At 67.4% G+C, this 22,943-nt stretch carries 27 protein-coding genes; 6 read left to right on the top strand and 21 right to left on the bottom strand.

Going from position 1 to position 22,943, the window contains the following annotated elements:
* Positions 1 to 58: 58 nt before the first annotated feature.
* The 3 genes from glmM to rplM all read right to left on the bottom strand — a co-directional run bounded on the left by glmM (position 59) and on the right by rplM (position 2,681).
* On the bottom strand, positions 59 to 1,417 hold the full coding sequence (glmM, locus tag ICC28_RS10545) for a phosphoglucosamine mutase (protein WP_188288195.1): 1,359 nt from the start codon (positions 1,415 to 1,417) through the stop codon (positions 59 to 61).
* Between the two features lie 265 nt (positions 1,418 to 1,682).
* Positions 1,683 to 2,195, bottom strand: a complete 513-nt coding sequence (gene rpsI, locus ICC28_RS10540; RefSeq protein WP_019754544.1) for a 30S ribosomal protein S9 — start codon at positions 2,193 to 2,195, stop codon at positions 1,683 to 1,685.
* Positions 2,196 to 2,237: 42 nt separating this feature from the next.
* Positions 2,238 to 2,681: a 50S ribosomal protein L13 gene (gene rplM, locus ICC28_RS10535; RefSeq protein ID WP_003998796.1), complete on the bottom strand. Its 444-nt coding sequence runs from the start codon at positions 2,679 to 2,681 to the stop codon at positions 2,238 to 2,240.
* Positions 2,682 to 3,139: 458 nt separating this feature from the next.
* On the opposite strand from rplM, the gene ICC28_RS10530 reads away from it, so the two are divergent.
* The 5 genes from ICC28_RS10530 (at position 3,140) to ICC28_RS10510 (ending at position 10,258) form a co-directional block, all read left to right on the top strand.
* On the top strand, positions 3,140 to 4,027 hold the full coding sequence (locus ICC28_RS10530; protein WP_188288194.1) for a hypothetical protein: 888 nt from the start codon (positions 3,140 to 3,142) through the stop codon (positions 4,025 to 4,027).
* 334 nt (positions 4,028 to 4,361) lie between these two features.
* Positions 4,362 to 5,813: a glycosyltransferase family 2 protein gene (locus tag ICC28_RS10525; protein WP_188288193.1), complete on the top strand. Its 1,452-nt coding sequence runs from the start codon at positions 4,362 to 4,364 to the stop codon at positions 5,811 to 5,813.
* A gap of 56 nt (positions 5,814 to 5,869) precedes the next feature.
* Positions 5,870 to 7,069: a glycoside hydrolase family 113 gene (locus ICC28_RS10520; protein ID WP_317453989.1), complete on the top strand. Its 1,200-nt coding sequence runs from the start codon at positions 5,870 to 5,872 to the stop codon at positions 7,067 to 7,069.
* Between the two features lie 15 nt (positions 7,070 to 7,084).
* A complete protein-coding gene (locus ICC28_RS10515) occupies positions 7,085 to 8,185 on the top strand; it encodes a sugar phosphate nucleotidyltransferase (protein ID WP_188288192.1) in 1,101 nt (366 codons plus the stop codon).
* Positions 8,186 to 8,305: 120 nt separating this feature from the next.
* The gene (locus ICC28_RS10510) at positions 8,306 to 10,258 is read left to right on the top strand and encodes an acyltransferase family protein (RefSeq protein ID WP_262928462.1); all 1,953 of its coding nucleotides are present in this window, start codon (positions 8,306 to 8,308) and stop codon (positions 10,256 to 10,258) included.
* 141 nt (positions 10,259 to 10,399) lie between these two features.
* Here ICC28_RS10510 and truA read toward each other — a convergent pair whose 3' ends face one another.
* From truA to map, 8 genes are all read right to left on the bottom strand, one after another.
* Complete coding sequence (gene truA / locus ICC28_RS10505; RefSeq protein WP_188288190.1) at positions 10,400 to 11,236, bottom strand: tRNA pseudouridine(38-40) synthase TruA; 837 nt, start codon at positions 11,234 to 11,236, stop codon at positions 10,400 to 10,402.
* A 69-nt stretch (positions 11,237 to 11,305) separates the two neighbouring features.
* Positions 11,306 to 11,800 (bottom strand): 50S ribosomal protein L17, encoded by a 495-nt coding sequence (rplQ, locus tag ICC28_RS10500; protein ID WP_188288189.1) that lies wholly within the window; start codon positions 11,798 to 11,800, stop codon positions 11,306 to 11,308.
* 166 nt (positions 11,801 to 11,966) lie between these two features.
* The gene (locus ICC28_RS10495) at positions 11,967 to 12,989 is read right to left on the bottom strand and encodes a DNA-directed RNA polymerase subunit alpha (RefSeq protein ID WP_003966937.1); all 1,023 of its coding nucleotides are present in this window, start codon (positions 12,987 to 12,989) and stop codon (positions 11,967 to 11,969) included.
* Between the two features lie 119 nt (positions 12,990 to 13,108).
* The gene (gene rpsK, locus ICC28_RS10490; RefSeq protein ID WP_003956432.1) at positions 13,109 to 13,513 is read right to left on the bottom strand and encodes a 30S ribosomal protein S11; all 405 of its coding nucleotides are present in this window, start codon (positions 13,511 to 13,513) and stop codon (positions 13,109 to 13,111) included.
* A gap of 66 nt (positions 13,514 to 13,579) precedes the next feature.
* On the bottom strand, positions 13,580 to 13,960 hold the full coding sequence (rpsM, locus tag ICC28_RS10485; protein WP_015658452.1) for a 30S ribosomal protein S13: 381 nt from the start codon (positions 13,958 to 13,960) through the stop codon (positions 13,580 to 13,582).
* Between the two features lie 198 nt (positions 13,961 to 14,158).
* A complete protein-coding gene (gene rpmJ / locus ICC28_RS10480; protein WP_003998809.1) occupies positions 14,159 to 14,272 on the bottom strand; it encodes a 50S ribosomal protein L36 in 114 nt (37 codons plus the stop codon).
* A gap of 59 nt (positions 14,273 to 14,331) precedes the next feature.
* Positions 14,332 to 14,553, bottom strand: a complete 222-nt coding sequence (infA, locus tag ICC28_RS10475) for a translation initiation factor IF-1 (protein ID WP_003948620.1) — start codon at positions 14,551 to 14,553, stop codon at positions 14,332 to 14,334.
* A 141-nt stretch (positions 14,554 to 14,694) separates the two neighbouring features.
* A complete protein-coding gene (gene map, locus ICC28_RS10470; RefSeq protein WP_188288188.1) occupies positions 14,695 to 15,531 on the bottom strand; it encodes a type I methionyl aminopeptidase in 837 nt (278 codons plus the stop codon).
* 320 nt (positions 15,532 to 15,851) lie between these two features.
* Between map and ICC28_RS10465 the strand changes: the two genes are divergently transcribed.
* Positions 15,852 to 16,238: a hypothetical protein gene (locus ICC28_RS10465; protein WP_188288187.1), complete on the top strand. Its 387-nt coding sequence runs from the start codon at positions 15,852 to 15,854 to the stop codon at positions 16,236 to 16,238.
* A 183-nt stretch (positions 16,239 to 16,421) separates the two neighbouring features.
* On the opposite strand, the gene ICC28_RS10460 is transcribed toward ICC28_RS10465, so the two are convergent.
* The 10 genes from ICC28_RS10460 to ICC28_RS10415 all read right to left on the bottom strand — a co-directional run bounded on the left by ICC28_RS10460 (position 16,422) and on the right by ICC28_RS10415 (position 22,939).
* Positions 16,422 to 17,621 carry a hypothetical protein gene (locus tag ICC28_RS10460; protein ID WP_223188641.1) on the bottom strand — a complete coding sequence of 400 codons (1,200 nt, stop codon included), beginning with the start codon at positions 17,619 to 17,621 and terminating at the stop codon, positions 16,422 to 16,424.
* 84 nt (positions 17,622 to 17,705) lie between these two features.
* Positions 17,706 to 18,356, bottom strand: coding sequence for an adenylate kinase (locus ICC28_RS10455; protein WP_188288186.1), 651 nt, complete (start codon positions 18,354 to 18,356; stop codon positions 17,706 to 17,708).
* The gene (gene secY / locus ICC28_RS10450; protein WP_188288185.1) at positions 18,356 to 19,669 is read right to left on the bottom strand and encodes a preprotein translocase subunit SecY; all 1,314 of its coding nucleotides are present in this window, start codon (positions 19,667 to 19,669) and stop codon (positions 18,356 to 18,358) included. The genes ICC28_RS10455 and secY overlap by 1 nt, the downstream gene beginning before the upstream one ends.
* Positions 19,670 to 19,903: 234 nt before the next feature.
* Positions 19,904 to 20,359, bottom strand: a complete 456-nt coding sequence (rplO, locus tag ICC28_RS10445) for a 50S ribosomal protein L15 (RefSeq protein WP_067018996.1) — start codon at positions 20,357 to 20,359, stop codon at positions 19,904 to 19,906.
* Positions 20,360 to 20,361: 2 nt separating this feature from the next.
* Entirely contained in the window at positions 20,362 to 20,544 is a 183-nt protein-coding gene (gene rpmD / locus ICC28_RS10440) for a 50S ribosomal protein L30 (protein ID WP_003974250.1), read from the bottom strand.
* Between the two features lie 2 nt (positions 20,545 to 20,546).
* Positions 20,547 to 21,152, bottom strand: coding sequence for a 30S ribosomal protein S5 (rpsE, locus tag ICC28_RS10435; protein ID WP_009190144.1), 606 nt, complete (start codon positions 21,150 to 21,152; stop codon positions 20,547 to 20,549).
* A 38-nt stretch (positions 21,153 to 21,190) separates the two neighbouring features.
* Positions 21,191 to 21,574 carry a 50S ribosomal protein L18 gene (rplR, locus tag ICC28_RS10430; RefSeq protein ID WP_055632352.1) on the bottom strand — a complete coding sequence of 128 codons (384 nt, stop codon included), beginning with the start codon at positions 21,572 to 21,574 and terminating at the stop codon, positions 21,191 to 21,193.
* A gap of 3 nt (positions 21,575 to 21,577) precedes the next feature.
* Positions 21,578 to 22,117 carry a 50S ribosomal protein L6 gene (gene rplF / locus ICC28_RS10425; RefSeq protein ID WP_188288184.1) on the bottom strand — a complete coding sequence of 180 codons (540 nt, stop codon included), beginning with the start codon at positions 22,115 to 22,117 and terminating at the stop codon, positions 21,578 to 21,580.
* Positions 22,118 to 22,141: 24 nt separating this feature from the next.
* The gene (gene rpsH, locus ICC28_RS10420; RefSeq protein WP_015658459.1) at positions 22,142 to 22,540 is read right to left on the bottom strand and encodes a 30S ribosomal protein S8; all 399 of its coding nucleotides are present in this window, start codon (positions 22,538 to 22,540) and stop codon (positions 22,142 to 22,144) included.
* 213 nt (positions 22,541 to 22,753) lie between these two features.
* Positions 22,754 to 22,939: a type Z 30S ribosomal protein S14 gene (locus ICC28_RS10415; RefSeq protein ID WP_003948630.1), complete on the bottom strand. Its 186-nt coding sequence runs from the start codon at positions 22,937 to 22,939 to the stop codon at positions 22,754 to 22,756.
* Positions 22,940 to 22,943: the final 4 nt, after the last annotated feature.

Here is a 22,943-nt window from a genome sequence, read left to right as displayed (position 1 = left end):
CTGTGCGATAGACCACGACGAACGCCGCGGCCGGCCGACAACAGCTCCCCGCAGACGCTCAGCCGAGCGCCGACTTCACGACATCGGCCAGCCGCCCGGCAACAGCCCGAGCCTGATCGATATCGGCCGCCTCGACCATCACGCGGACCAGCGGCTCGGTCCCGGAGGACCGCAGCAGCACCCGTCCGGTGGACCCCAGCTCCCGCTCCGCCTCGGCGACGGCGGACGTCAACTCCGCGGAGGTGGAGACCCGCGACTTGTCCACGTCGGGCACGTTGATCAGCACCTGCGGCAGCCGCTCCATCACGGAGGCCAGCTCGCGCAGCGACCGTCCGGTCTCCGCGACCCGGGCGGCCAGCATCAGCCCGGTCAGCGTGCCGTCGCCGGTCGTCGCGTGGTCGAGGATGATCACGTGCCCGGACTGCTCGCCGCCGAGCGCGTAGCCGTGCTCCTTCATCTCCTCCAGCACGTACCGGTCGCCGACCGCCGTCTGGACGAGCTTGAGCCCCTCCCGCTCCATCGCCAGCTTGAAGCCGAGGTTGGACATCACGGTGGCCACCACGGTCCCGGCCCGCAGGGCGGACCGCTCGCGCATCGCCAGCGCGAGGACGGCCATGATCTGGTCGCCGTCCACCTCGGCGCCGGTGTGGTCGACGGCGAGGCAGCGGTCGGCGTCACCGTCGTGCGCGATGCCGAAGTGCGCGCCGTGCTCGACGACGGCGGCCTTCAGCAGGTCGAGGTGGGTCGACCCGCAGCCGTCGTTGATGTTGAGCCCGTCGGGCGAGGCGCCGATCGTGACGATCTCGGCACCGGCCCGCGAGAACGCCTCCGGCGAGACCCGTGCGGCGGCGCCGTGCGCCTCGTCGAGGACGATCTTCAGCCCGTCGAGCCGGTTGGGCAGGACGGCGACGAGGTGGGCGATGTACTTGTCGAAGCCCTCGTCGTAGTCCCGGACCCGGCCGACACCGGCGCCGGTCGGCCGCTCCCAGGGCTCACCGCGCCGGTGCTCCTCGTAGACGGCCTCGATGCGCTCCTCCAGCGCGTCGTCGAGCTTGTGCCCGCCGCGCGCGAGGAACTTGATGCCGTTGTCGGGCATGGCGTTGTGGCTGGCGGAGAGCATGACGCCCAGGTCGGCGCCGAGCGCGCCGGTGAGGTAGGCGACGGCGGGCGTGGGCAGCACGCCGACCCGCAGCACGTCGACGCCCGCGCTCGCCAGACCGGCGACCACGGCGGCTTCCAGGAACTCCCCGGACGCACGCGGATCCCGTCCGACGACCGCGGTCGGCCGGTGGCCCTCGAAGGAACCCGCCTCGGCCAGCACGTGGGCCGCCGCGACCGACAGACCGAGCGCCATCTCGGCCGTCAGATCCGCGTTGGCGACACCGCGCACGCCGTCCGTGCCGAAGAGTCGTCCCACTTGTCCTCCTGATGAAGCGAATGAAGCCGATGAAGCCGATGAAGCCGATGAAGCCAATAAAGCTGCTGAAGCCGCTGAAGCGTCACTTTCGAGATCATCTTCGGAGATCGTCCAAGATCACCCGATCGCACAAGCCTTTGAACGTCTTGTGCCGTTATACGCCCGCGGCCGCGATAAACGAACGCCCCGGCGGCACTGTGGCGTGCCGCCGGGGCGTCCGGACGTACTGCTGAAGTCGCGAGTACGAGCTTGCAGGCAGCGAAGCTTAGCGCTTGCTGTACTGCGGAGCCTTGCGGGCCTTCTTCAGACCGGCCTTCTTGCGCTCGACCGCACGGTCGTCGCGCTTGAGGAAGCCGGCCTTCTTCAGCGGGCCGCGGTTGTTGTCGACGTCGGCCTCGTTCAGCGCACGGGCGACACCGAGACGCAGCGCGCCGGCCTGGCCGGAGACACCGCCACCGGCGATGCGGGCGACGACGTCGTAGCGGCCCTCGAGCTCCAGGACCTTGAACGGCTCGTTGACTTCCTGCTGGTGCACCTTGTTGGGGAAGTAGTCCTCAAGGGTGCGACCGTTGATCTTCCACTTGCCGGTGCCCGGGACGATCCGGACGCGGGCGATGGCGTTCTTGCGACGGCCCAGGCCGGCGGCCGGCTGGGGCTCACCGAAGCGCGAGGCGAGGGACTCGGAGGTGTACTCGCCCTCCACCGGAACCTCGGACTCGGTGGTGTAGCTGTCGATGTCAAGCTCTTCGAGCGGCTGCTCGGCAGTGGTCTCGGCCACGATTCTCCTCAGATTCTGTTCAGTCTTAGGGGGTGGCCGGACTTACTGCGCGACCTGGGTGATCTCGTACGGCTGCGGCTGCTGCGCGCCGTGCGGGTGCTGGTCACCCTTGTAGACCTTCAGCTTCGAGAGCATCTGACGGCCCAGGGAGTTCTTGGGGAGCATGCCCTTGACGGCCTTCTCGATGGCCTTCTCGGGGTTCTTGTCGAGGAGCTCGTCGTAACGGACGGAGCGCAGACCACCCGGGTAGCCGGAGTGGCGGTACGCCATCTTCTGGGTCCGCTTGTTGCCGGACAGGTGCACCTTGTCGGCGTTGATGATGATGACGAAGTCACCAGCGTCGACGTGCGGCGCGTAGATCGGCTTGTGCTTGCCCCGGAGAAGGGTGGCGGCAGTGGTGGCGAGACGGCCCAGGACGACGTCCTGAGCGTCAATGACGTGCCACTGGCGCGTCACATCGCCGGGCTTGGGGCTGTACGTACGCACGGTTCGTAGCCTTCGCTTCGAGTGAATGGTCCTGAACAGGTCACCGAAACGATCACGACAGCCCTGACCGCACTGCGGTTGACGCAAACCGCTTGCTGGTCGCTGGTCATCGGCCCGGTGGACCGGTGTAAGGGCCCGTCCCGTGAGAATGAGCAAGCCAATACACAACGAAGAGGCAGAATACCTGGGGCGCCACGGCCGGGTCAAAACGACGGCCCCCCACGGCCCGGCAGCGGCCCGGGCGGCGACGGCGAGTGCGGCGCCCCGCACACAAGAGGAGGCGCGGATCACCGTAGAGCCGGCCGCCGACGCTCACGAGCACCCGCAGACACCCGGTCCCAGGTCGCACCAAGCACCCGGAGATGTCGCTTTTCGTCCACTCATCGGCCGAACGGCAGGGGCGGCAGCGGCTGTTGAGGCGGACCGGTGCACCCCGGACCCCGTCTAAGATGCGGCCCATGAGCTTCGGGCAGCAGGGGGGACCCCAGTCCCAGTGGGACCCCTGGAAACCGCATTCGCAGCAGCCGTGGAACAGCGGCGGCGACAGCCAGACCCCGGACTGGGCCGCGCTCGCCGAGGCGTCCGAGTCCCGTCACAAGCGACGTCGGCTGCTGTTCGTCGGCGGCGGCGCACTGGCCACCGTCGGGGTGGCGGCCGCCGTGGCCGTGGCCGTGGTGTCCGCGAACGGCGGCGACGACGCCTCGAACAAGCCGACGGCCCAGCTGCCGGCGACCGCCGACATCCCGAGCGAGTCCGCCTCCGCGGAGCCGTCGTTCGAGCCGACGAGCGCGCCGCCCCCGCTGGATCCGATGGACTTCATCTCCAGCAAGAACAAGGACACGGCACCGCTCACCGCGGACACCCTCTTTCCGGGTACGCAGCTGACCATGGGCACGACGCTCTACAAGAAGGGCGCCACGGCCGAGACGAAGGACTGCTCCTCGGCCGCGCTGAAGACCCTGCCGAAGGTGCTCGACGCCCATGGCTGCACCAGCCTGATACGTGTCACGTACGCCAGGGACGGCGTCGCGGTCACGGTCGGCGTGGCCGTCTTCGACACCGCGGCCGACGCGGCGAAGGCGCAGAGCGAGACGGACGACAAGAGCATCGTGAAGTCGCTGTCCGGCAAGGGCGTGAAGGACTTCTGCAACGCCGCCGTCTGCCGCTCCACCCGCAATTCCTACGGCCGCTACGCCTACTTCACGGTCGCCGGTTTCACCAGCGGCAAGGACGTGACGGAGAAGGACACGAAGGTCTTCTCGGCCGGCGACGACATCCGTGAGTTCGCCCGCCGCCAGATACACCGTCGGGGCGAGGCCCAGGCGTCGGCCGCCGCCAACGGGTAGCGCGCGGCACAAGGACGCCAAGAACGACGCGAAACGGACGTACCGCTCCCCACGTACGATCACGGCACAACACTTCAGTTGGTTAACTTCTGAACACAAGCCCCTCACGACGCTTCCATGTGCCGTGCACACATGCAAGTATCGTTCTCCTGTTCGGCCAGTGGTTTGGGCGCCTGGGGGGGCTTCTGACTGGTGGGTGGCCGATAACGCCGATGAAGGCGTTGGGGGGGCACACGATTCCCAGATTGAGTGTGCCGTGGTGCGCCGTCGCGCCCCGGCAGAGATCAGTGCTGCCTCAACGCGCAACCGATCTCACGGGAGAACCGCAGTCGTCATGGCTACGACATTGGTCGACGGGGGTGCGCCGCATTCGCGGCACAACGCCAAGCTGGCCCAGCGCACCGCGTCCTGGAAACCGGGCATCCTGCCCTTCCTTCTGCCCTTCGTCCTGCTCGTCACCTTCGGGCTCTGGACCTACCGACCCAGCTCGTCACCGCTCAGCTGGGCCCTGACCGTCGTCTGGTCCCTGCCGGTGGTCGGTGTCCTCGTGGGCATCCAGGGCGCCCTGCTGATCCGGCGCCGGGTCCGCAGGATCGACCGGATGACCCCGCCCGCGCCGGTCGAGCAGGACTTCATGATCGTCCTCTGCCCGACCATCGGGCGCAACGACACCTACCCGGCCCTGGAGCGCTCGGTCCTGTCGTACGTCGAGCACATGCCGGAGTGGTTCCCGTACATGCGCGTCGACATCCTCACCGAGGAGGGCTGCGAGGCGGCGGCGGACATCGACCGCCTCGCCGACTCCCACCCGCTGATCCGGGTGATCACGGTCCCCAAGGACTACGTCCCGGCGAACGGCACCCGCTTCAAGGCCCGCGCCAACCACTACGCCCACGAACTGCGCATCGCGGAGGGCGAGGCCCTCGACTACGTCTGGGTGCTGCACATGGACGACGACACCGGCGTCGGCCCCGACACCGCCTCCTCGCTCGCCCAGTTCATCAACCGCCAGCGCCGCGCCCACCCGGACGAGGCCAAGCACATGGCCCAGGGCATCCTCACGTATCCCCGTGAGAACGCGGTCAACATGTTCACCTGGCTCGCCGACGCGGTGCGCCCCGCCGACGACATCGCCCGCTTCCGCGCGCTGACCGGCATGGGCACCCCGGCCGCCGGCGTGCACGGCGAGCTGCTGGTGCTGCGCGCGTCCATCGAGGCCGAGATCGGCTGGGACTTCGGCCCCAAGGAGATCGTCGAGGACGCCCGCCTCGCCCTCACCTTCTGCCGTATGTACCCGGGCCGCAGCGACTGGTTCAACGGCCGCTGCTACGGCGCCTCCCCCGCCACCGCGGAGGACTTCGTCAAGCAGCGCGACCGCTGGGCCTGGGGTCTGGTGGCGCTCTGCTGCAACAAGGCCGTGCCCTGGCGCTACCGCTGGTTCCTGTCGATCTGCGTGGCCACCTGGATCCTCGGCCCGCTCCAGCACATCGCCGCCGTGCTCCTCGTCGGCTGGCTCATGAACGACATGAACACCTCGCCCGCGACCCAGTCCGTGGTCATCCTGTGGGCCCTCAACTTCGCCTATGTCATCTGGACCTACTGGGAGGGGCTGCGGCTGAACGCACTCGCGTCGGTCAGCGGCCGCCGCAAGTGGTGGGAGCCGATCGTGGTGATCGCGCTCATCCCCGTCTTCTCGATCATGGAGGGCCTCGGCGGTTTCAAGGGCTTCCTGCGGTTCGTCCGCCGCGAGGAGAACAAGTTCGTCGTGATCGCCAAGCCCGCCTGACCGTCCGGAAGACAACTGACATGCGTTCACGACTGCCTTTGCTTGCCATTTTTCCGGTGGCCGTCCTCACCCTCGTGCTCGGCACCCCCTTCGTCCTCGGCGACCACCCGGTGCGCTGGGAGTCCGGCTCGGCGCTGCCCAGAATCGTCACGGGCGACCCCGTGGAATCCGCCACCCCCACCACCGAGGACCCCGGCGTCAGCCCGCCCGCGTCCACCGCGCCCCAGCCCTCCGGCACCGACGCCCTCCAGGTCGCCAAGCCCTGGAAGAAGGGCATGCCGCAGTGGGGCGTGCAGTTCTACTGGGAGGAGGAGAAGGACAAGCGCTCCGACACGTTCATCGAGAAGCAGGCGCGCAAGCACGCCGAGTACCTCATCGGCCTGGGCGCGAACTCGGTGTCGGTGTCGTTCCCCTTCTTCACCGAGGGCACGACGTCCAACGTGCTGACGGCCGGCGCCAAGACCCCGTCCCCGGAACGCCTGCAGCGGGTGCTGAAGGTGTTCAAGGACGCCGGTTTCCGCACCACGCTCCGCCCGATCATGGACGAGGCCGCGCTGAACCCGCCGGCCGGCTGGCGCGGCAACATCGAACCCGCCTCCCGCTCCGCCTGGTTCACCTCCTACGAGGGGTTCCTCACCCCCTACCTCAAGGCCGCCGAGAGGGCTGAGGCGACCACCTTCGTGATCGCCACCGAGCTCAACTCCATGGAGGGCGACCCGGGCTGGGCGGCTCTGGTCGCCTCCGCCGAGAAGACCTTCTCCGGCGAGGTCGCCTACGACGCCAACTGGGACAACTACGTCTCCGGCCGGATCAACATGCCGGTCAGCCACCTCGGCGTCGACGCCTACTTCCCCGTCAAGGTCGCGGACACCGCACCCGTACAGACCCTGGTCGACGGCTGGAACGACTGGCTGGACAAGAAGGCCACCGGTCCGCTGCCGAACATCACCATCTCCGAGACCGGCATCGGCGCCATGAACGGCGCCTACCACGCGCCCGGCGACTTCTACACCAAGAACGCCGTCAACCCGAAGGTGCAGGCCAACTGGTACAAGGCCGCCTGCCAGGTCGTCCAGGAACGGAAGATGCAGGGCGTCTACTGGTGGTCGATCTGGTTCGACGACGACCCGAACGACGCGCCCGACGACAAGGTCGCCTCCCGGCTCGACTTCGCCGGGCGCCCCCTCACCGAGAAGGCCATCAAGTCCTGCTTCAACTCCGCGTACGCAGGCCCTGGCACCCAGACCACCAACTGACCGAGCGAGGCCATCGTGCAAGAAGCCATCATCTTGGTGGGCGGCAAGGGAACTCGCCTGCGCCCCCTGACGAACCACACCCCGAAGCCGCTGCTCGGCGTCGCGGGCTCCTCCTTCATCCGGCACCAGATAGCCAAGCTGATGGATGCCGGAGTCGAACACGTCGTGTTCGCCACCTCCTATCTCGCCGGGCTCTTCGAGGACGAGTTCAAGGACTTCTCCCAGAACCTGGAGATCTCCTACGCCGTCGAGGAGGTCCCGCTCGGCACGGGCGGCGCGATCCGCAACGCCGCGCGACTGCTGCGCGGCGGTTCGGCGGACGCCCCCGTCCTCGTCCTCAACGGCGACATCCTCTCCGGCCTCGACCTGCGCGAGGTCCTGGAGCGGCACCGGGCGCGGGACGCGGACGTGACGCTGCACCTGACGCGGGTGGCCGACCCGCGCGCCTTCGGTCTCGTGCCGACGGACGGGTCCGGCCGCGTCCTGTCCTTCCTGGAGAAGCCGAAGACCGCCGAGGAGTGCGTCACCGACCAGATCAACGCCGGCTGCTACGTCTTCCGCCGCTCGGTGCTCGACGCCATCCCGGCCGACCGGGAGGTCTCGGTCGAGCAGGAGACCTTCCCCCAGCTCGTCGCCGAGGGCAGCCGCGTGTTCGGCCACACCACGGACGACTACTGGCGTGACCTGGGCACCCCGCTGGCCTTCGTCCACGGCTCCGCCGACCTGGTCACGGGCAGGGCGACCTCGCCCCTCGTGGCACAGCCGGCCGAGGCCCTGATCCACCCCACGGCCACCGTCGACCCGACCGCCCGCGTCACGGGCGGCTCGACGGTCGGCCCGCGTGCCGTGATCGGCCCGCGCGTGGTCGTCGACCGCTCCATCGTCGCCGCGGACGTCACGGTCGACGAGGGCGCGCTGATCCACGACTCCGTGGTGGACCACGACTCCGCCATCGGCAGCGGCACCGTGCTGCGCGAGACGGTCGTGGGCTGCCACGCGCACATCGGCGCCGACAACGAACTGCCCCCTCAGCTACGGCTGTCGTGCGGAATCCGCATCCCCGCCCAGGGAGTACGCGTCAGCGGTTCGGCCGTCGCCTGCCCCAGCGTCCACTGAAGTCGCCTGCTCGTCGCACGAACCTGACCAGCAGTCAGTTACTGGAGAGACATGTCCCGCCATCGTTCAAGGGCCGAGAACACAGAGCGTCTTCGCACGTACCGGCCCGACATCCAGGGCATGCGCGCCGTCGCCATCATGATGGTGGTCGCCATGCACTGCGGCATTCTCGACATCCACGGTGGCGTGGACGTGAGCTTCGTGCTGAGCGGCTTCCTCATCGGTGGCCAGCTCTTCGCCGAGATCGAGAAGACCGGCAAGGTGTCGCTGACCAAGTTCTGGGCGCGCCGCTTCCGCCGGCTGGCCCCGCCCATGGCCATCGTCATCGTCCTCACCGCCGTCGTGTCCTGGACCTACGCCAGCCCGCTGAAGTTCCGCGACTACGTGGCCGACGGCCTCAGCTCCTCGCTGAGCTTCATGAACTGGCGCCTGGTCGAGACCGGCACCGACTACTTCGCCAACGACGGTTCGCAGTCCCCGTACCAGCACTTCTGGTCGCTGAGCATCGAGGAGCAGTTCTACGTCGCCGCCCCGATCCTCCTCGTCGTGATGGTCTGGATCAGCCGCAAGATCTTCCGCAACCGGGCTCTGGTGGCGCTGTTCCTGATGGCCGTCATCGGCGGGTCGTTCTATCTGGGCTGGTCGCAGACGCCCGAGAACCAGCCGCTCGCGTACTTCAGCACCCACACCCGGATCTGGGAGATCACCTGCGGCGTCCTGCTGGCGCTCGCCGCACCCCTCGCCTCCCGGATGAACCGCGGCGTGGCCGCGGCGATCTCCTGGCTGGGGCTCGCCACGGTGCTGGTCACCGCGATGCTCATCACCGACGAGACGCCACTGCCGGGCTACGCCGTCGCCGGCCCGGTCATCGGAACGGTCATGGTCATCGCCGGCGGCTGCGCCAACCCCGGGTTCGGCGCGGAGCGGCTGCTGGACAACCCCGTCCTGGACTTCATCGGCAACGCCAGCTACGGCTGGTACCTCTTCCACTGGCCGCTGCTGGTGCTCTGGCCGTCCATGATCGACCGGGAGTTCGCCTTCCAGGACCGGCTGCGGGTCGCCGTCCTGTCGTTCCTGCTGGCCGTCCTCCTGCACTACGCCGTCGAGCGCAGGTTCAAGAAGAACGTGCAGTGGGTGGCCCGCCCCTGGAAGGGCGTCTTCACCGGCGGATTCATCACCGGCAGCACGGCCGGCGCGATGGCCCTCGCCGCGATCGTGCCGCTGAACCTGGCGACCTCGAACTCGTCGAGCACACTCGCGGTCGGGTTCACCGACCCGACGTCGGTCAAGAACGCCGTGTACCGCACGGAGTTGTCCGCGACCGTGCAGGGCGCGCTGGAGAAAGCGCCGGAGAACTCCTCCCGGCACGGCTGCATCGACGACTTCGAGGTCAAGAAGTTCGTGATGCGCGACGCCTGCGTCATCGGCGACCCGGGCGGCGAGAAGACCCTCGTCCTCATGGGGGACTCCCACGCCTGGCAGTGGAACGACGTCTACCACGAGATCGGCAGGGAACTCGGGGTGCGGGTGGTGACCATGGCCAAGGGCGGCTGCTCGCCGCAGGTCTACCACATCGTCTATCCCGACATGAACCGCGGATACACCGAGTGCGACAGCTGGCGCGAGTCGGCCTTCGCCGAGCTGAAGAAGATCAAGCCCGACGTCCTCGTCATCACCGACCGCGCGCGCCGGGAGGCGGAACGCAAGGGCGCCGAGACCGCGTTCGAGGTGTTCAAGGAGACCGGCGCCCGGCTCGTCTACATGACGGACACCCCGCAGCCCGGCCAGAACGTCCCCGACTGCCTCGCCACGCACATCGACAACATCACGCCCTGCAACCGCAAGCAGTGGCAGGCGCTGGAGTACACGGAGTTCCGTGCCATGGAGCGGGAGGTGGCCGAGAAGTACGGCGCGGAGATCATCGACACGACGCCCGCGTTCTGCGCGGAGGACGTCTGCCCGGCGGTCATCGGCGACCAGATCGTCTACTTCGACAACAGCCACATCACGTCGTCGTACGCGAAGTCCCTGAAGCCCTTCCTCAAGCCCGCCCTGGAAGAGGTCCTCAGCTAGGCCTGAGCGCTCCGCTGGCAGTGCCGGGACGTGTCGTCGGTCGCCCGCGGACCCGTCCGTGGCCTGGTCGCGCGGTTCCCCGCGCCCCTTCCGGGAGCGCCCCTTCGGGGCTGCTCCCGGATCTCCGACAGGCGACCGTGCTCAGGCCCGCTTCCGCCGGGCCTGCCGCTGGCGCTCCGCCAGCAGCTCGTCCGCCGGATAGGCGACCTCCTCCAGCGTCAGCCCGTGCGGCCGTACGACATGGACGGCGCTGTCCCGGACCCGCGCGTCCAGCACCTTGCGCGGCCACTCCACGCCCCGGTGGCCGTCGCCGACGAACAGCAGCGCGCCCACCATGGACCGCACCTGGTTGTGGCAGAAGGCGTCGGCACGGACCTCGATCTCCACGACACCGTCCAGGTTCCGGCGCACCCCGAAGTCGAAGATCTCGCGGATCGTCGTCGCGCCCTCGCGCTTCTTCGCGTACGCCGCGAAGTCGTGCTCGCCGACCAGCGACTTGGCGGCCGCGTCCATCACGGAGACGTCCAACTCCCAGTCGTGCCACAGCACATGGTTGCGCAGCAGCGGATCCACTCCCCCGGGCCGGTCGCAGACCCGGTAGACATAGCGCCGCCACAGGGCCGCGAACCGCGCGTTGAACCCCGCCGGCGCCTCGGTGAGCGACCACACCCGCACATCCCGGGGCAGCCGCCCGGCGAGCCGCTTCAGCAGCTTCTCCCGGTGCTCGGCCCAGAGCGGCTCGGGCAGGTCGACATGGGCCACCTGCCCCCGCGCGTGCACCCCGGCGTCGGTACGCCCGGCCACGGTCAGCTCGTACGTCGTCTCCCCCGACCGCGTCACCGTCCGCAGCGCGTCCTCGATCTCGCCCTGCACGGTCCGCCGCCCGCCGGCCTGCTTGGCCCAGCCGGAGAAATCGGTCCCGTCGTAGGACAGGTCGAGGCGGACACGGACGTCACCGGGCTGTACTTCGTCACTCACGCCTGAATCCTCTCAGGAAACGCGAAACGGGCCCGCCCCAAGGGGCGGGCCCGACGCGAAAACGCCAGGTCAGGCGTCCTTCGACTCCTCGGCCGGAGCCTCGGCAGCCTCGTCGGCCTTGGTCACGTCGACCTTGGTCTCCTCGGCCTCCTTGACCGCACGCTTGGTGGCGGCCTCGGCCTCGCCGGTGGCCTCCTGCGCGACGGTCAGCGCCTCGACCAGCTCGATGACAGCCATGGGCGCGTTGTCGCCACGACGGTTACCGATCTTGGTGATACGGGTGTAGCCACCCGGGCGGTTCTCGTAGCGCGGGCCGATCTCGGTGAAGAGCGTGTGGACGACGCTCTTGTCCGTGATGACCTGGAGCACCTGGCGGCGGTTGTGAAGGTCGCCCTTCTTCGCCTTGGTGACCAGACGCTCGGCGTACGGGCGCAGGCGGCGGGCCTTCGCCTCGGTGGTGGTGATACGACCGTGCTCGAAGAGGCTCTTCGCGAGGTTCGCGAGGAGCAGCTTCTCGTGCGCGGCGCTGCCGCCCAGACGGGCACCCTTGGTGGGCTTCGGCATGGTGTTTCTCCTAGGTGTCTGCCCCGGCCGTATCAGGTACCGGGGTCAGTATCCGAGCGGGCGGTCGCCCGTCGGAGATCCGGGGTTCTTTCGGACTCCGGAAGGGTCCGCGCCCCAAAGGGGCGCGGGGAACTGCGCGACCGGCCACGACGGACCGGCAGCCGAATCAGTACTGCTCGGTCTCCACGAAACCGGCGTCCGCGTCGTCGTCCGCCCCGAAGGCGTCCGCCGCGGCGGTCGGGTCGAACCCGGGAGGCGAGTCCTTGAGCGCCAGACCCATACCCGCCAGCTTCGCCTTGACCTCGTCGATCGACTTCGCACCGAAGTTGCGAATGTCGAGCAGGTCCGCCTCCGAGCGGGCAACGAGCTCACCCACGGAGTGGATGCCCTCACGCTTGAGGCAGTTGTAGGAGCGGACCGTGAGCTCCAGCTCCTCGATCGGCAGCGCGAGGTCCGCGGCAAGGGCGGCGTCCGTGGGGGACGGGCCCATGTCGATGCCCTCGGCGTCGATGTTCAGCTCGCGGGCGAGACCGAACAGCTCGACCAGCGTCTTACCGGCGGAGGCCATGGCGTCACGGGGACGCATCGCCTGCTTGGTCTCGACGTCGACGATCAGCTTGTCGAAGTCGGTGCGCTGCTCGACACGCGTGGCCTCGACCTTGTACGTGACCTTGAGAACCGGCGAGTAGATGGAGTCGACCGGGATACGGCCGATCTCCTGGCCCACCTGCTTGTTCTGCACGGCGGAGACGTAACCGCGACCGCGCTCGACGGTCAGCTCCATCTCCAGCTTGCCCTTGCCGTTGAGCGTGGCGAGGACGAGGTCGGGGTTGTGCACCTCGACACCGGCCGGGGGCGCGATGTCGGCGGCGGTGACCAGACCCGGGCCCTGCTTGCGCAGGTACATCACGACCGGCTCGTCGTGCTCCGAGGAGACGACCAGCTGCTTGATGTTGAGGATCAGGTCGGTGACGTCCTCCTTGACGCCCGGCACGGTGGTGAACTCGTGCAGCACGCCGTCGATCCGGATGCTGGTGACAGCGGCGCCGGGGATCGAGGAGAGGAGGGTACGGCGGAGGGAGTTGCCGAGGGTGTAGCCGAAGCCCGGCTCCAGCGGCTCGATCACGAACCGGGAGCGGAACTCGTCGACGACCTCTTCGGTCAACGAGGGACGCTGAGCGATCAGCATGTTGCGTTCCTTCTGTCAGGGGCGCCCGCTATTTGACGCCCTGATTTGTTACAAGGGTACGGGCGATACGACTCCGAAGAGCCGTACCGCCCGAAAACCTCAGACCAAGCAGCCGTACGTCAGACGCGGCGGCGCTTCGGCGGACGGCAGCCGTTGTGCGGGGTCGGGGTGACGTCCTGGATGGAGCCGACCTCAAGACCCGTGGCCTGGAGCGAACGGATCGCGGTCTCGCGACCGGAGCCCGGGCCCTTCACGAACACGTCGACCTTGCGCATGCCGTGCTCCTGGGCGCGGCGGGCAGCCGACTCGGCGGCCATCTGCGCGGCGAACGGCGTGGACTTCCGGGAGCCCTTGAAGCCGACGTGGCCGGCGGAGGCCCAGGAGATCACGTTGCCGGACGGGTCCGTGATCGAGACGATCGTGTTGTTGAACGTGCTCTTGATGTGCGCGTGGCCGTGAGCGACGTTCTTCTTTTCCTTGCGGCGCACCTTCTTGGCAGCGCCCTGACGACCCTTGGGGGGCATCTATAACTCCTACGGGAGGTGGTCGGTCCTACAGCGAAGACCGCTGGACGGCGAGTCCGCTGCGGACTACTTCTTGCCCGGCTTCTTCTTGCCGGCGATGGCGCGACGCGGGCCCTTGCGGGTACGGGCGTTCGTGCTGGTGCGCTGACCGCGGACGGGCAGACCACGACGGTGACGGAGACCCTGGTAGCAGCCGATCTCGACCTTGCGGCGGATGTCGGCCTGGATCTCGCGACGGAGGTCACCCTCGGTCTTGATGTTGTTGTCGACGTACTCGCGGATCGCGACGAGCTGCTCCTCGGAGAGGTCGCGGACGCGGGTGTTCGGGTCGACACCGGTCGCAGCCAGCGTCGCCTGGGAGAGGGTCCGGCCGATGCCGAACACGTAGGTGAGGGCGACCTCCACGCGCTTGTCGCGCGGGATGTCAACACCGGAAACGCGTGCCATTCAATGGCTCCTGGTGATCTTCGGAGGTCTTCCGCAGAATCTGCTCCCAGCCGCCGTACCAGGTACGAACTGGGTCCCCGGCCTCCGAGCCGGGGGTGTCAGGCAGACGCTCGTCCGGCCTGGATCCTGCGTATGAACATATTCAGCTCGCGTCGCGCGAATCTCTGCGATGGAGGTGCAGAGGGAAATGGCCTGCGATCAGCCCTGGCGCTGCTTGTGGCGCGGGTTCTCGCAGATGACCATGACCCGACCGTGACGGCGGATCACCCTGCACTTGTCGCAGATCTTCTTGACGCTCGGCTTGACCTTCATGGGGTGAGGTTCTCCGGGTCAGTGCCATCGCCACGGGAAGCCCGGGGCGCGGGCAAGATCTACTTGTAGCGGTAGACGATCCGGCCACGCGTCAGGTCGTACGGAGACAGCTCCACCACGACCCGGTCGTCAGGGAGGATGCGGATGTAGTGCATGCGCATCTTGCCGCTGATGTGTGCCAGGACCTGGTGGCCGTTCTGGAGCTCGACCTTGAACATGGCGTTCGGCAGAGACTCGACGACAGTGCCCTCGATCTCGATGGCACCTTGCTTCTTGGCCACGCTTCGCCCTTCGAATCGACTACCTTGATCGACTCTGTGCGGACGCATGCAGGCATGCGGGTACACAAGAGCCGACGAGTCAGTCTACGTCAGCGCACCCGGAAAGACGAATCGAGGAAGTCTGCCCCATGCCGAAGATCATTAAGCGAGCGGGTCGGGGGCGGCGGTGACGCCGTACTCGGCGAGCTTCGCCTTACCGCCGTCGGGAGCCGTCAGCACGAGAGGACCCTGTTCGGTCAGGGCGACACTGTGCTCCCAGTGGGACGACCACGTGCCGTCGGTCGTGACGACCGTCCAGTCGTCCTCGAGCACCTCGGTCTTGGGGGTGCCCAGCGAGACCATCGGCTCGATGGCGAGACAGAAGCCGGGGACCAGCTTGGGGCCCTTGCCCCGGCGCCGCTCGACGTAGTTCAGCAGGTGCGGGTCCATGTGCATCTCGGTGCCGATGCCGTGGCCGCCGTAGTCCTCGATGATCCCGTACCGGCCGCCGCCCACCTTGGGCTGGCGGCGGATGTAGGTCTCGATCGCGCGGGAGATGTCGACGAGCCGGTTGCCCTGCTTCATCGCCGCGATGCCGGCCCACATCGACTCCTCGGTCACCCGGGAGAGCTCGATCAGCTCCGGAGCGTGGCCGGAGCCCACGAAGGCCGTGTAGGCGGCGTCCCCGTGCCAGCCGTCGATGATCGCGCCGGCGTCGATGGAGATGATGTCGCCGTCCTTCAGCACGACCTCGTCGGAGGGGATGCCGTGGACGACGACCTCGTTCACGGAGGTGCAGATCGTCGCCGGGAAGCCGCCGTAGCCGAGGAAGTTCGACTTCGCCCCGTGCTCCGCGATCACCTTGCGCGCGACCTCGTCCAGGTCCTTGGTGGTCGCCCCCGGCACCGCCGCCTCGCGCGTGGCGGCGTGGATGGCGGCAACGACCAGCCCCGCCTCGCGCATCCTGGCGATCTGCTGCGGGGACTTGATCTGCACCATGGGGACGGGCGCCTTTCTCGGGCTGAATTAGGGGGACTACTTCAACCATAAGGGCGGAGTCGGCACACCCCCACCCCACGCCAGCCGAAGCCGGGGGGACGGCCACCCCGGACAGGCCTCGCGCAGCCGGCCTCCGGTCGGCCTGCCAGGGTCAGCATGACTGTAGCCGCACCGGCACCCTCAGCAACAAAAGTCGTTGACGAACCTAACCAGCCACTCTAGCCTCGCAGTTACCACCTGGCGATGCCGGGAGCCAGCACGCAGTTCCCTACGCTCCGGACCGGATACACGGTCGCCAGAAACACAGAAACGGGGTACAAGTGACCAAGAAAACTCTGTCCCGCATAGCCGTGGCCGGTGCCGCCACCGCTCTGATCGGCCTTACCGCAGCCTCGCCCGCCATGGCCGGCGACGAGGGGCCCCTCTGGTACGGCAACCGGGGCACGGTGACGTTCAACGACGATGGTGACGACATCACGGTCTGCGACAAGCGGGCTGACGGCTACGGCGTCACGGGGTACTTGGAGCGACTCAACAGCACTGGCACCGGTCTGGTTCAGGTCATCAAGGAAGACGACGGTGGAGACGCTGGCTGCGACCGGTCCAACAATGGCTACGACATGATAGGCAACATCGCGCATGGTCTGGCCATCTGCTGGCACGGCACCGGCTCCTGCGTCCGCTCGGACTGGTACTTCGACGAGTAGGCCCGTTTGGCACCGAGAGATTTGAGGTCTACGGAGACCTCGACAGTGTGACGATGTGTGCGCACGCCGCACCTCTGCCCAGAAGCTCCGGCCGGTGCAGACGATCAATCAATTCGTCTGCACCGGTCGGAGCTCTTGGTGTGGCGCGTCCCAGGTGCACATCCGCCTGGGACCGCAGAGCGGTCAGCGCTTGGTGAAGACCGGGGTCCAGCGGCCGACGTAGTCGACTTCGGCTTTACGGAAGCCCGAGAGCGGTGTCACCTTGTCGCCGTCCAGGCTGACCAGGACCAGCTGGTTGCGGAACTCACCCTTGCCGGGTTGGCACTGGCTGGGGTCACACCGCCAGGCGATGAGGTGGGTGTTGTCCGCCCACGCGAGAAGCTGCTGTCCGGGTACGACTGCGCTTCGCTTGCCGGTCTTCGCGTCCAGAACCTCGGAAACGATCTGGCCGTCCCTACCCCCCGCGAAGCCGCCAGTCACAAGTTTTCCGTCCGGGGACGTAGCCACCGGCGGAAGGATCAGATCAGTCTTCTGCTGCGGAAGCGACTTCAGCCTGCCGTTCACGTCGTAGTAGTTCCTGCCTGGCTGGTCGAGCCTCTGCTCCCACAGCATCTCGCCGTCACGGCTCCAGCTAAAGTCCTGACGCCCGGTGCCGGCCATGGCCGCAAGACTGTCCTTCTTGGCCGGCCGCTCACTGAATTCCGCCTGGCCGGAGTCGACATCGATGACATAGAAGCCGGTACGGCTCTGCTTTGGCCCCGGCATCTCCTGACCATCGCCACCCTCCGACGCGCCCTCTACATGCACCGGCGCGTCTTGGAAGAAGCCGTCCGGGTTGTGGCTGTACGTCGTCGCCACCAGGCGCTCGCCGTCCGGCGAGAACTGCACACCGCCAACGCCCTTGTCGACCTCGATCCAGCGCTGGACCTTGCCTGTCGACAGATTCATCAGGCCTATGCGGTTGACGGGCAGATCGCCCTCCAGCACCGCGGCCGTCTTCATCCCGGGAGCGACATCGAGCCAGGCCCAGTCGGTCTTCTCGTACCGCTTGGTCGCGGCGTTGTACAGACTCCACTCACGCGCGTTCACCGCATCCCCGTCCGGCTGCTGCACGAGCTTCGTCGTGTAGTACGCCGAGACGGCGACCTGCCCTGCGGCTACCAGCTCGCGCGGCGGGGACTGGTCCGGACGGGCCACCACACCCGAGGCCTCGGACTGCTCTTCCGGGCCACCACCCGTCAGGGCCAACAACACCCCGATGACTGCGGCGACCACGGCGACCGCGGCGACCGCCAGGCTGCGACTCCTCCGGCGGAGCAACGACGGCTGCGCCCGCTCGGTGGAATCGTCGGACCGTGGCAACTGTTCGAGCTTGATGGCCATACCTCCTCGGCAGAGCGCTTTCGGGGTCCCCAAGAAGCAAGGCAGCGGCCCCCGCCGGGGGCCGCTGCCTTGCTTTGCAAGCTGTTACGAACCGGGCAGCGCCGACAAGGCCCGCTTCGTGACGTCCGTCACCTTCCCCATCGCGGAGACCGTGGTCACAAGGCCCTGGGCCTTGTAGTAGTCGATGATCGGCTCGGTCTGCGTGTGGTAGACCTCCAGCCGCCGGCGCACCGTGTCCTCAGTGTCGTCATCACGCTGGTAGAGCTCACCACCGCACACACCGCACACGCCCTCCGCCGCGGGCGGGTTGTACGTGACGTGGAACACGTGCGCCGAGTCGTTGCGGCAGATCCGCCGACCGGCGATCCGCTTGACGACTTCCTCCTCGGGGACCTCCAGGTCCAGCACCGCGTCGATCTTCATGTCCGCTTCACGCAGCATCTCGTCGAGCGCTTCCGCCTGGGCGACGTTTCGCGGGAAGCCGTCGAGGAGGAAGCCCCCGGCCGCGTCCGGCTGCTGCATACGATCGCGCGCCATGCCGATGGTGACCTCGTCGGGCACCAGCTGTCCCGCGTCCATGTAGGACTTCGCACGCAGCCCGAGCCCTGTGCCCTGGCTGATGTTCGCGCGGAACAGGTCGCCCGTGGAGATGTGCGGGATCGACAGGTTCTTGGCGAGGAACGCGGCCTGCGTTCCCTTACCGGCGCCCGGCGGCCCGACGAGGACGATTCGCATCAGCGGAGGAACCCTTCGTAATTGCGCTGCTGGAGCTGGCTCTCGATCTGCTTCACGGTCTCCAGACCCACACCCACGATGATGAGGATGCTGGTGCCACCGAACGGGAAGTTCTCGTTGGCGCCGAAACCGGCCAACGCAATCGTCGGGACGAGAGCGATCAGACCCAGATACAGCGAACCCGGCCAGGTGATCCGGTTGAGCACATAGCTCAGGTACTCAGCGGTCGGACGGCCAGCCCGGATGCCCGGGATGAAGCCACCATACTTCTTCATGTTGTCGGCGACGTCCTCGGGGTTGAACGAGATCGCCACGTAGAAGAACGCGAAGAACACGATGAGCAAGAAGTACACAGTGATGTAAATCGGGTGATTGCCCGTGGTGAGGTTCGCTTCGATCCAGGATTTCCAGCCCGAAGTGCCGCTGGAGAACTGCGCGATCAGGGCCGGGATGTAGAGCAGCGACGACGCGAAGATGACAGGAATCACACCTGCCTGGTTCACCTTCAACGGGATGTAGGTGGACGTACCCCCGTAGGAACGGCGGCCGATCATGCGCTTCGCGTACTGCACGGGGATGCGGCGCTGGGCCTGCTCGACGAAGACGACCAGGCCGACCATGACGAATCCGACGGCCATGACGGTGCCGAACTCGATCCAGCCGTCGGCCAGCGTGCCCTCCTGCTTGATGGCCCACAGCGCGGACGGGAAGGTCGCGGCGATCGAGATGAACATCAGGATCGACATGCCGTTGCCGATGCCGCGGTCGGTGATGAGCTCACCGAGCCACATGACGAGGGCCGTACCGGCGGTCATGGTGATGACCATGGTGACGGTGACGAAGATCGAACGGTCCGGGACGACCTGGCCGGCGACCGTGCAGCCGGAGAAGAGGGCGCCGCTGCGGGCGGTGGCGACGAGGCCGGTGCCCTGCAGCACGGCGAGCGCCACCGTCAGGTAACGCGTGTACTGCGTGATCTTCGCCGTACCGGACTGGCCCTCCTTCTTCAGGGCCTCCAGGCGCGGGATCACCACGGTCAGCAGCTGCAGGATGATGCTCGCCGTGATGTACGGCATGATGCCCAGCGCGAAAACCGTGATCTGCAGCAGCGCCCCGCCGCTGAACATGTTGATCAAGCCGAGGGGGCCCTGGTTCGCGGACGCCTCGTCGACGCACTGCTGGACGGACGTGTAGTCGACGCCGGGGATCGGGATGTGCGTACCGACCCGGTACACGACGATGATGCCCAGCGTGAAGAGCAGCTTCTTGCGCAGGTCGGGCGTCTTGAACGCCCGGGCGAACGCGGTGAGCACGGTGCCTCCTGCGACCCCCGCGCTACTGCGTCAAGGGTGACGGTCTTGAGGTTCGACGATTAAGTAACGGTCAACTGCCGCTCAGAGTGCCGCATGTGAGGCACTCAGTAAAAGTTGGCAGTGCAGGCCACCTTACCCGCGAGACTGCCACCCTAGGAACGACCAACCGGGGATACCCCATTTGTGGGGTATCCCCGGTCGGGATCGCTCAAGTCATCGAGACGCCTGCTGTGTTCAGACGAGCTCGGTGACGGTACCGCCGGCGGCGGTGATCTTCTCCTTGGCGGAGCCGGAGACGGCGTCGACCGTCACCTGCAGCGCCACGGAGATCTCGCCCTGGCCGAGGACCTTGACGAGGCTGTTCTTGCGCACGGCACCCTTGGCCACCAGACCCTCGACCGTGACCTCGCCACCCTCGGGGTAGAGCGCGGCCAGCTTGTCGAGGTTCACGACCTGGTACTCGGTCTTGAACGGGTTCTTGAAGCCCTTCAGCTTCGGGAGGCGCATGTGGAGGGGCATCTGCCCACCCTCGAAGCGCTCCGGAACCTGGTAACGGGCCTTCGTGCCCTTGGTACCACGACCGGCCGTCTTACCCTTCGACGCCTCACCACGACCGACACGGGTCTTGGCGGTCTTGGCGCCGGGGGCCGGACGGAGGTTGTGGATCTTGAGCGGGTTGTTCTCCGCCATGATCAGTCGACCTCCTCGACCGTCACGAGGTGGCGGACGGTGTGCACCATGCCGCGGAACTCGGGGCGGTCCTCCTTGACGACCTGCGTGTTGATGCCCTTGAGACCAAGGGAGCGCAGGGTGTCACGGTGGTTCTGCTTGCTGCCGATGTAGGACTTGACCTGCGTAATCTTGAGCTGCGCCATGATTACGCACCCGCCCCGGCACGCGCACGCAGCAGAGCCGCGGGAGCGACGTCCTCGAGCGGCAGACCGCGGCGGGCCGCGATCTCCTCGGGACGCTGCAGGCCCTTCAGGGCCTCCACGGTCGCGTGCACGATGTTGATCGCGTTGTCGGAGCCGAGCGACTTCGACAGCACGTCGTGGATACCGGCGCACTCCAGCACGGCACGCACGGGGCCACCGGCGATCACACCGGTACCCGGCGAAGCCGGCTTGAGGAGAACGACGCCGGCAGCCTTCTCACCCTGGATGGGGTGCGGGATGGTGCCCTGGATACGGGGGACCTTGAAGAAGTGCTTCTTGGCCTCCTCAACGCCCTTGGCGATGGCGGCCGGCACCTCCTTGGCCTTGCCGTAACCGACACCCACGGTGCCGTCACCGTCGCCCACCACGACCAGCGCGGTGAAGCTGAAGCGACGACCACCCTTCACAACCTTGGCGACGCGGTTGATCGCGACAACGCGCTCAACGTACGCGGTCTTCTCGGCGGCAGCTGCGCCGCCGTCACGGCCCTTCCGGTCCCGCCGCTCGCCGCCACCGGCACCGCCACCGCGGCGCTGGGGTCCAGCCATTGGATTTACCTCTCTCTTTTCCGCTAGCTACGAACGGCTCAGAACTTCAAGCCGGCTTCGCGGGCGGCGTCCGCCAGAGCGGCGATGCGCCCGGCGTACTGGTTGCCACCACGGTCGAATACGACAGCCTCGACACCGGCGGCCTTGGCACGCTCGGCGACCAGGGCGCCGACCTGCTTGGCCTGCGCGGACTTGTCGCCCTCGCCACCGCGGACCGAGGTGTCCAGGGTGGACGCCGACGCCAGGGTGTGACCCTTGATGTCGTCGATCACCTGGGCCACGATGTGGCGGTTCGAGCGGGTAACGACCAGACGGGGACGCTCCGCCGTACCGGAGATCCGCTTGCGGATCCGGATGTGACGGCGCTTGATCGCGGCGCGCTTGTAGGCGTCGCCCTTCAGGATCTTCTGTCCGTATGCCATGGCTTACTTACCCGCCTTTCCGACCTTGCGGCGGATGACTTCGCCCTCGTACTTGACGCCCTTGGCCTTGTACGGGTCGGGCTTGCGCAGCTTGCGGATGTTGGCCGCAACCTCGCCGACCTTCTGCTTGTCGATGCCCTCGACCGAGAAACGGGTGGGGGCCTCCACCTTGAAGGTGATGCCCTCGGGGGCCTCGACGGTGATCGGGTGGCTGTAGCCGAGCGCGAACTCGAGGTTCGAGCCCTTGGCCGTCACGCGGTAACCGACACCACTGATTTCGAGCTTCTTCACGTAACCCTGGGTCACGCCGGTGATCATGTTCGCCACCAGCGTGCGGGACAGGCCGTGCAGGGCCTTGTTCTGACGCTCGTCGTTGGGGCGGGACACCGTGAGGGTGCCGTCCTCGCCCTTGGCGATGTCGATCGGCGCGGCAACGGTGTGGGTCAGCGTGCCCTTGGGGCCCTTGACCGAGACCGTACGGCCGTCGATGGTGACGTCCACGCCGGCGGGAACCGTGATGGGGAGCTTGCCAATACGCGACATAGCTGTTTCCTCCGTTCCCTTCCGCTACCAGACGTAGGCGAGGACTTCCCCACCCACGCCCTTCTTGCCGGCCTGCTTGTCGGTGAGGAGCCCGTGGGACGTGGAGATGATCGCCACGCCGAGGCCGCCGAGCACCTTCGGCAGGTTGGTGGACTTCGCGTAAACCCGGAGACCGGGCTTGGAGATCCGCTTGATGCCCGCGATGGAGCGCTCACGGTTGGGGCCGAACTTCAGCTCCAGGACGAGGTTCTTGCCGACCTCGGCGTCCTCGACCTTCCAGCCCGTGATGAAGCCCTCCTGCTGGAGGATCTCCGCGATGTGCGACTTGATCTTCGAGTGCGGCATCGCCACGGTGTCGTGGTACGCCGAGTTCGCGTTCCGCAGACGCGTGAGCATGTCTGCGATCGGATCAGTCATGGTCATGAATTGGCCTTCGGCCTCTCTCGCCGGGGTTTCCAGGTGCCCATCCCTCTCCTCGATCCGAGACGAGGCGGGTGCGGTGCGGTGGACCTACGGCGTAGTAAGTCGTAAGGGCGACCGTCAGGCGCCCAACCCCCCAAGCCTAAGCCATGGAGAGGAGGGCGCCTGACACGCCCATTGCTTACCGAGAGCTTCGGGAATCCCTAAAAGGAGGGATTACCAGGAGCTCTTGGTCACGCCCGGCAGCTCGCCACGGTGAGCCATCTCACGAAGGCACACGCGGCACAGGCCGAACTTGCGGTACACGGAGTGCGGACGGCCGCAGCGCTGGCAGCGCGTGTAGCCACGCACACCGAACTTGGGCTTGCGAGCAGCCTTGGCAATCAGAGCCTTCTTCGCCATCTCG

The organism is Streptomyces sp. TRM68416 (assembly GCF_014596915.1).
Lineage (GTDB): Bacteria > Actinomycetota > Actinomycetes > Streptomycetales > Streptomycetaceae > Streptomyces.
The sequence above is the reverse complement of the archived record's forward strand: the minus strand, read 5'-3'. Positions and strand labels throughout refer to the sequence as shown.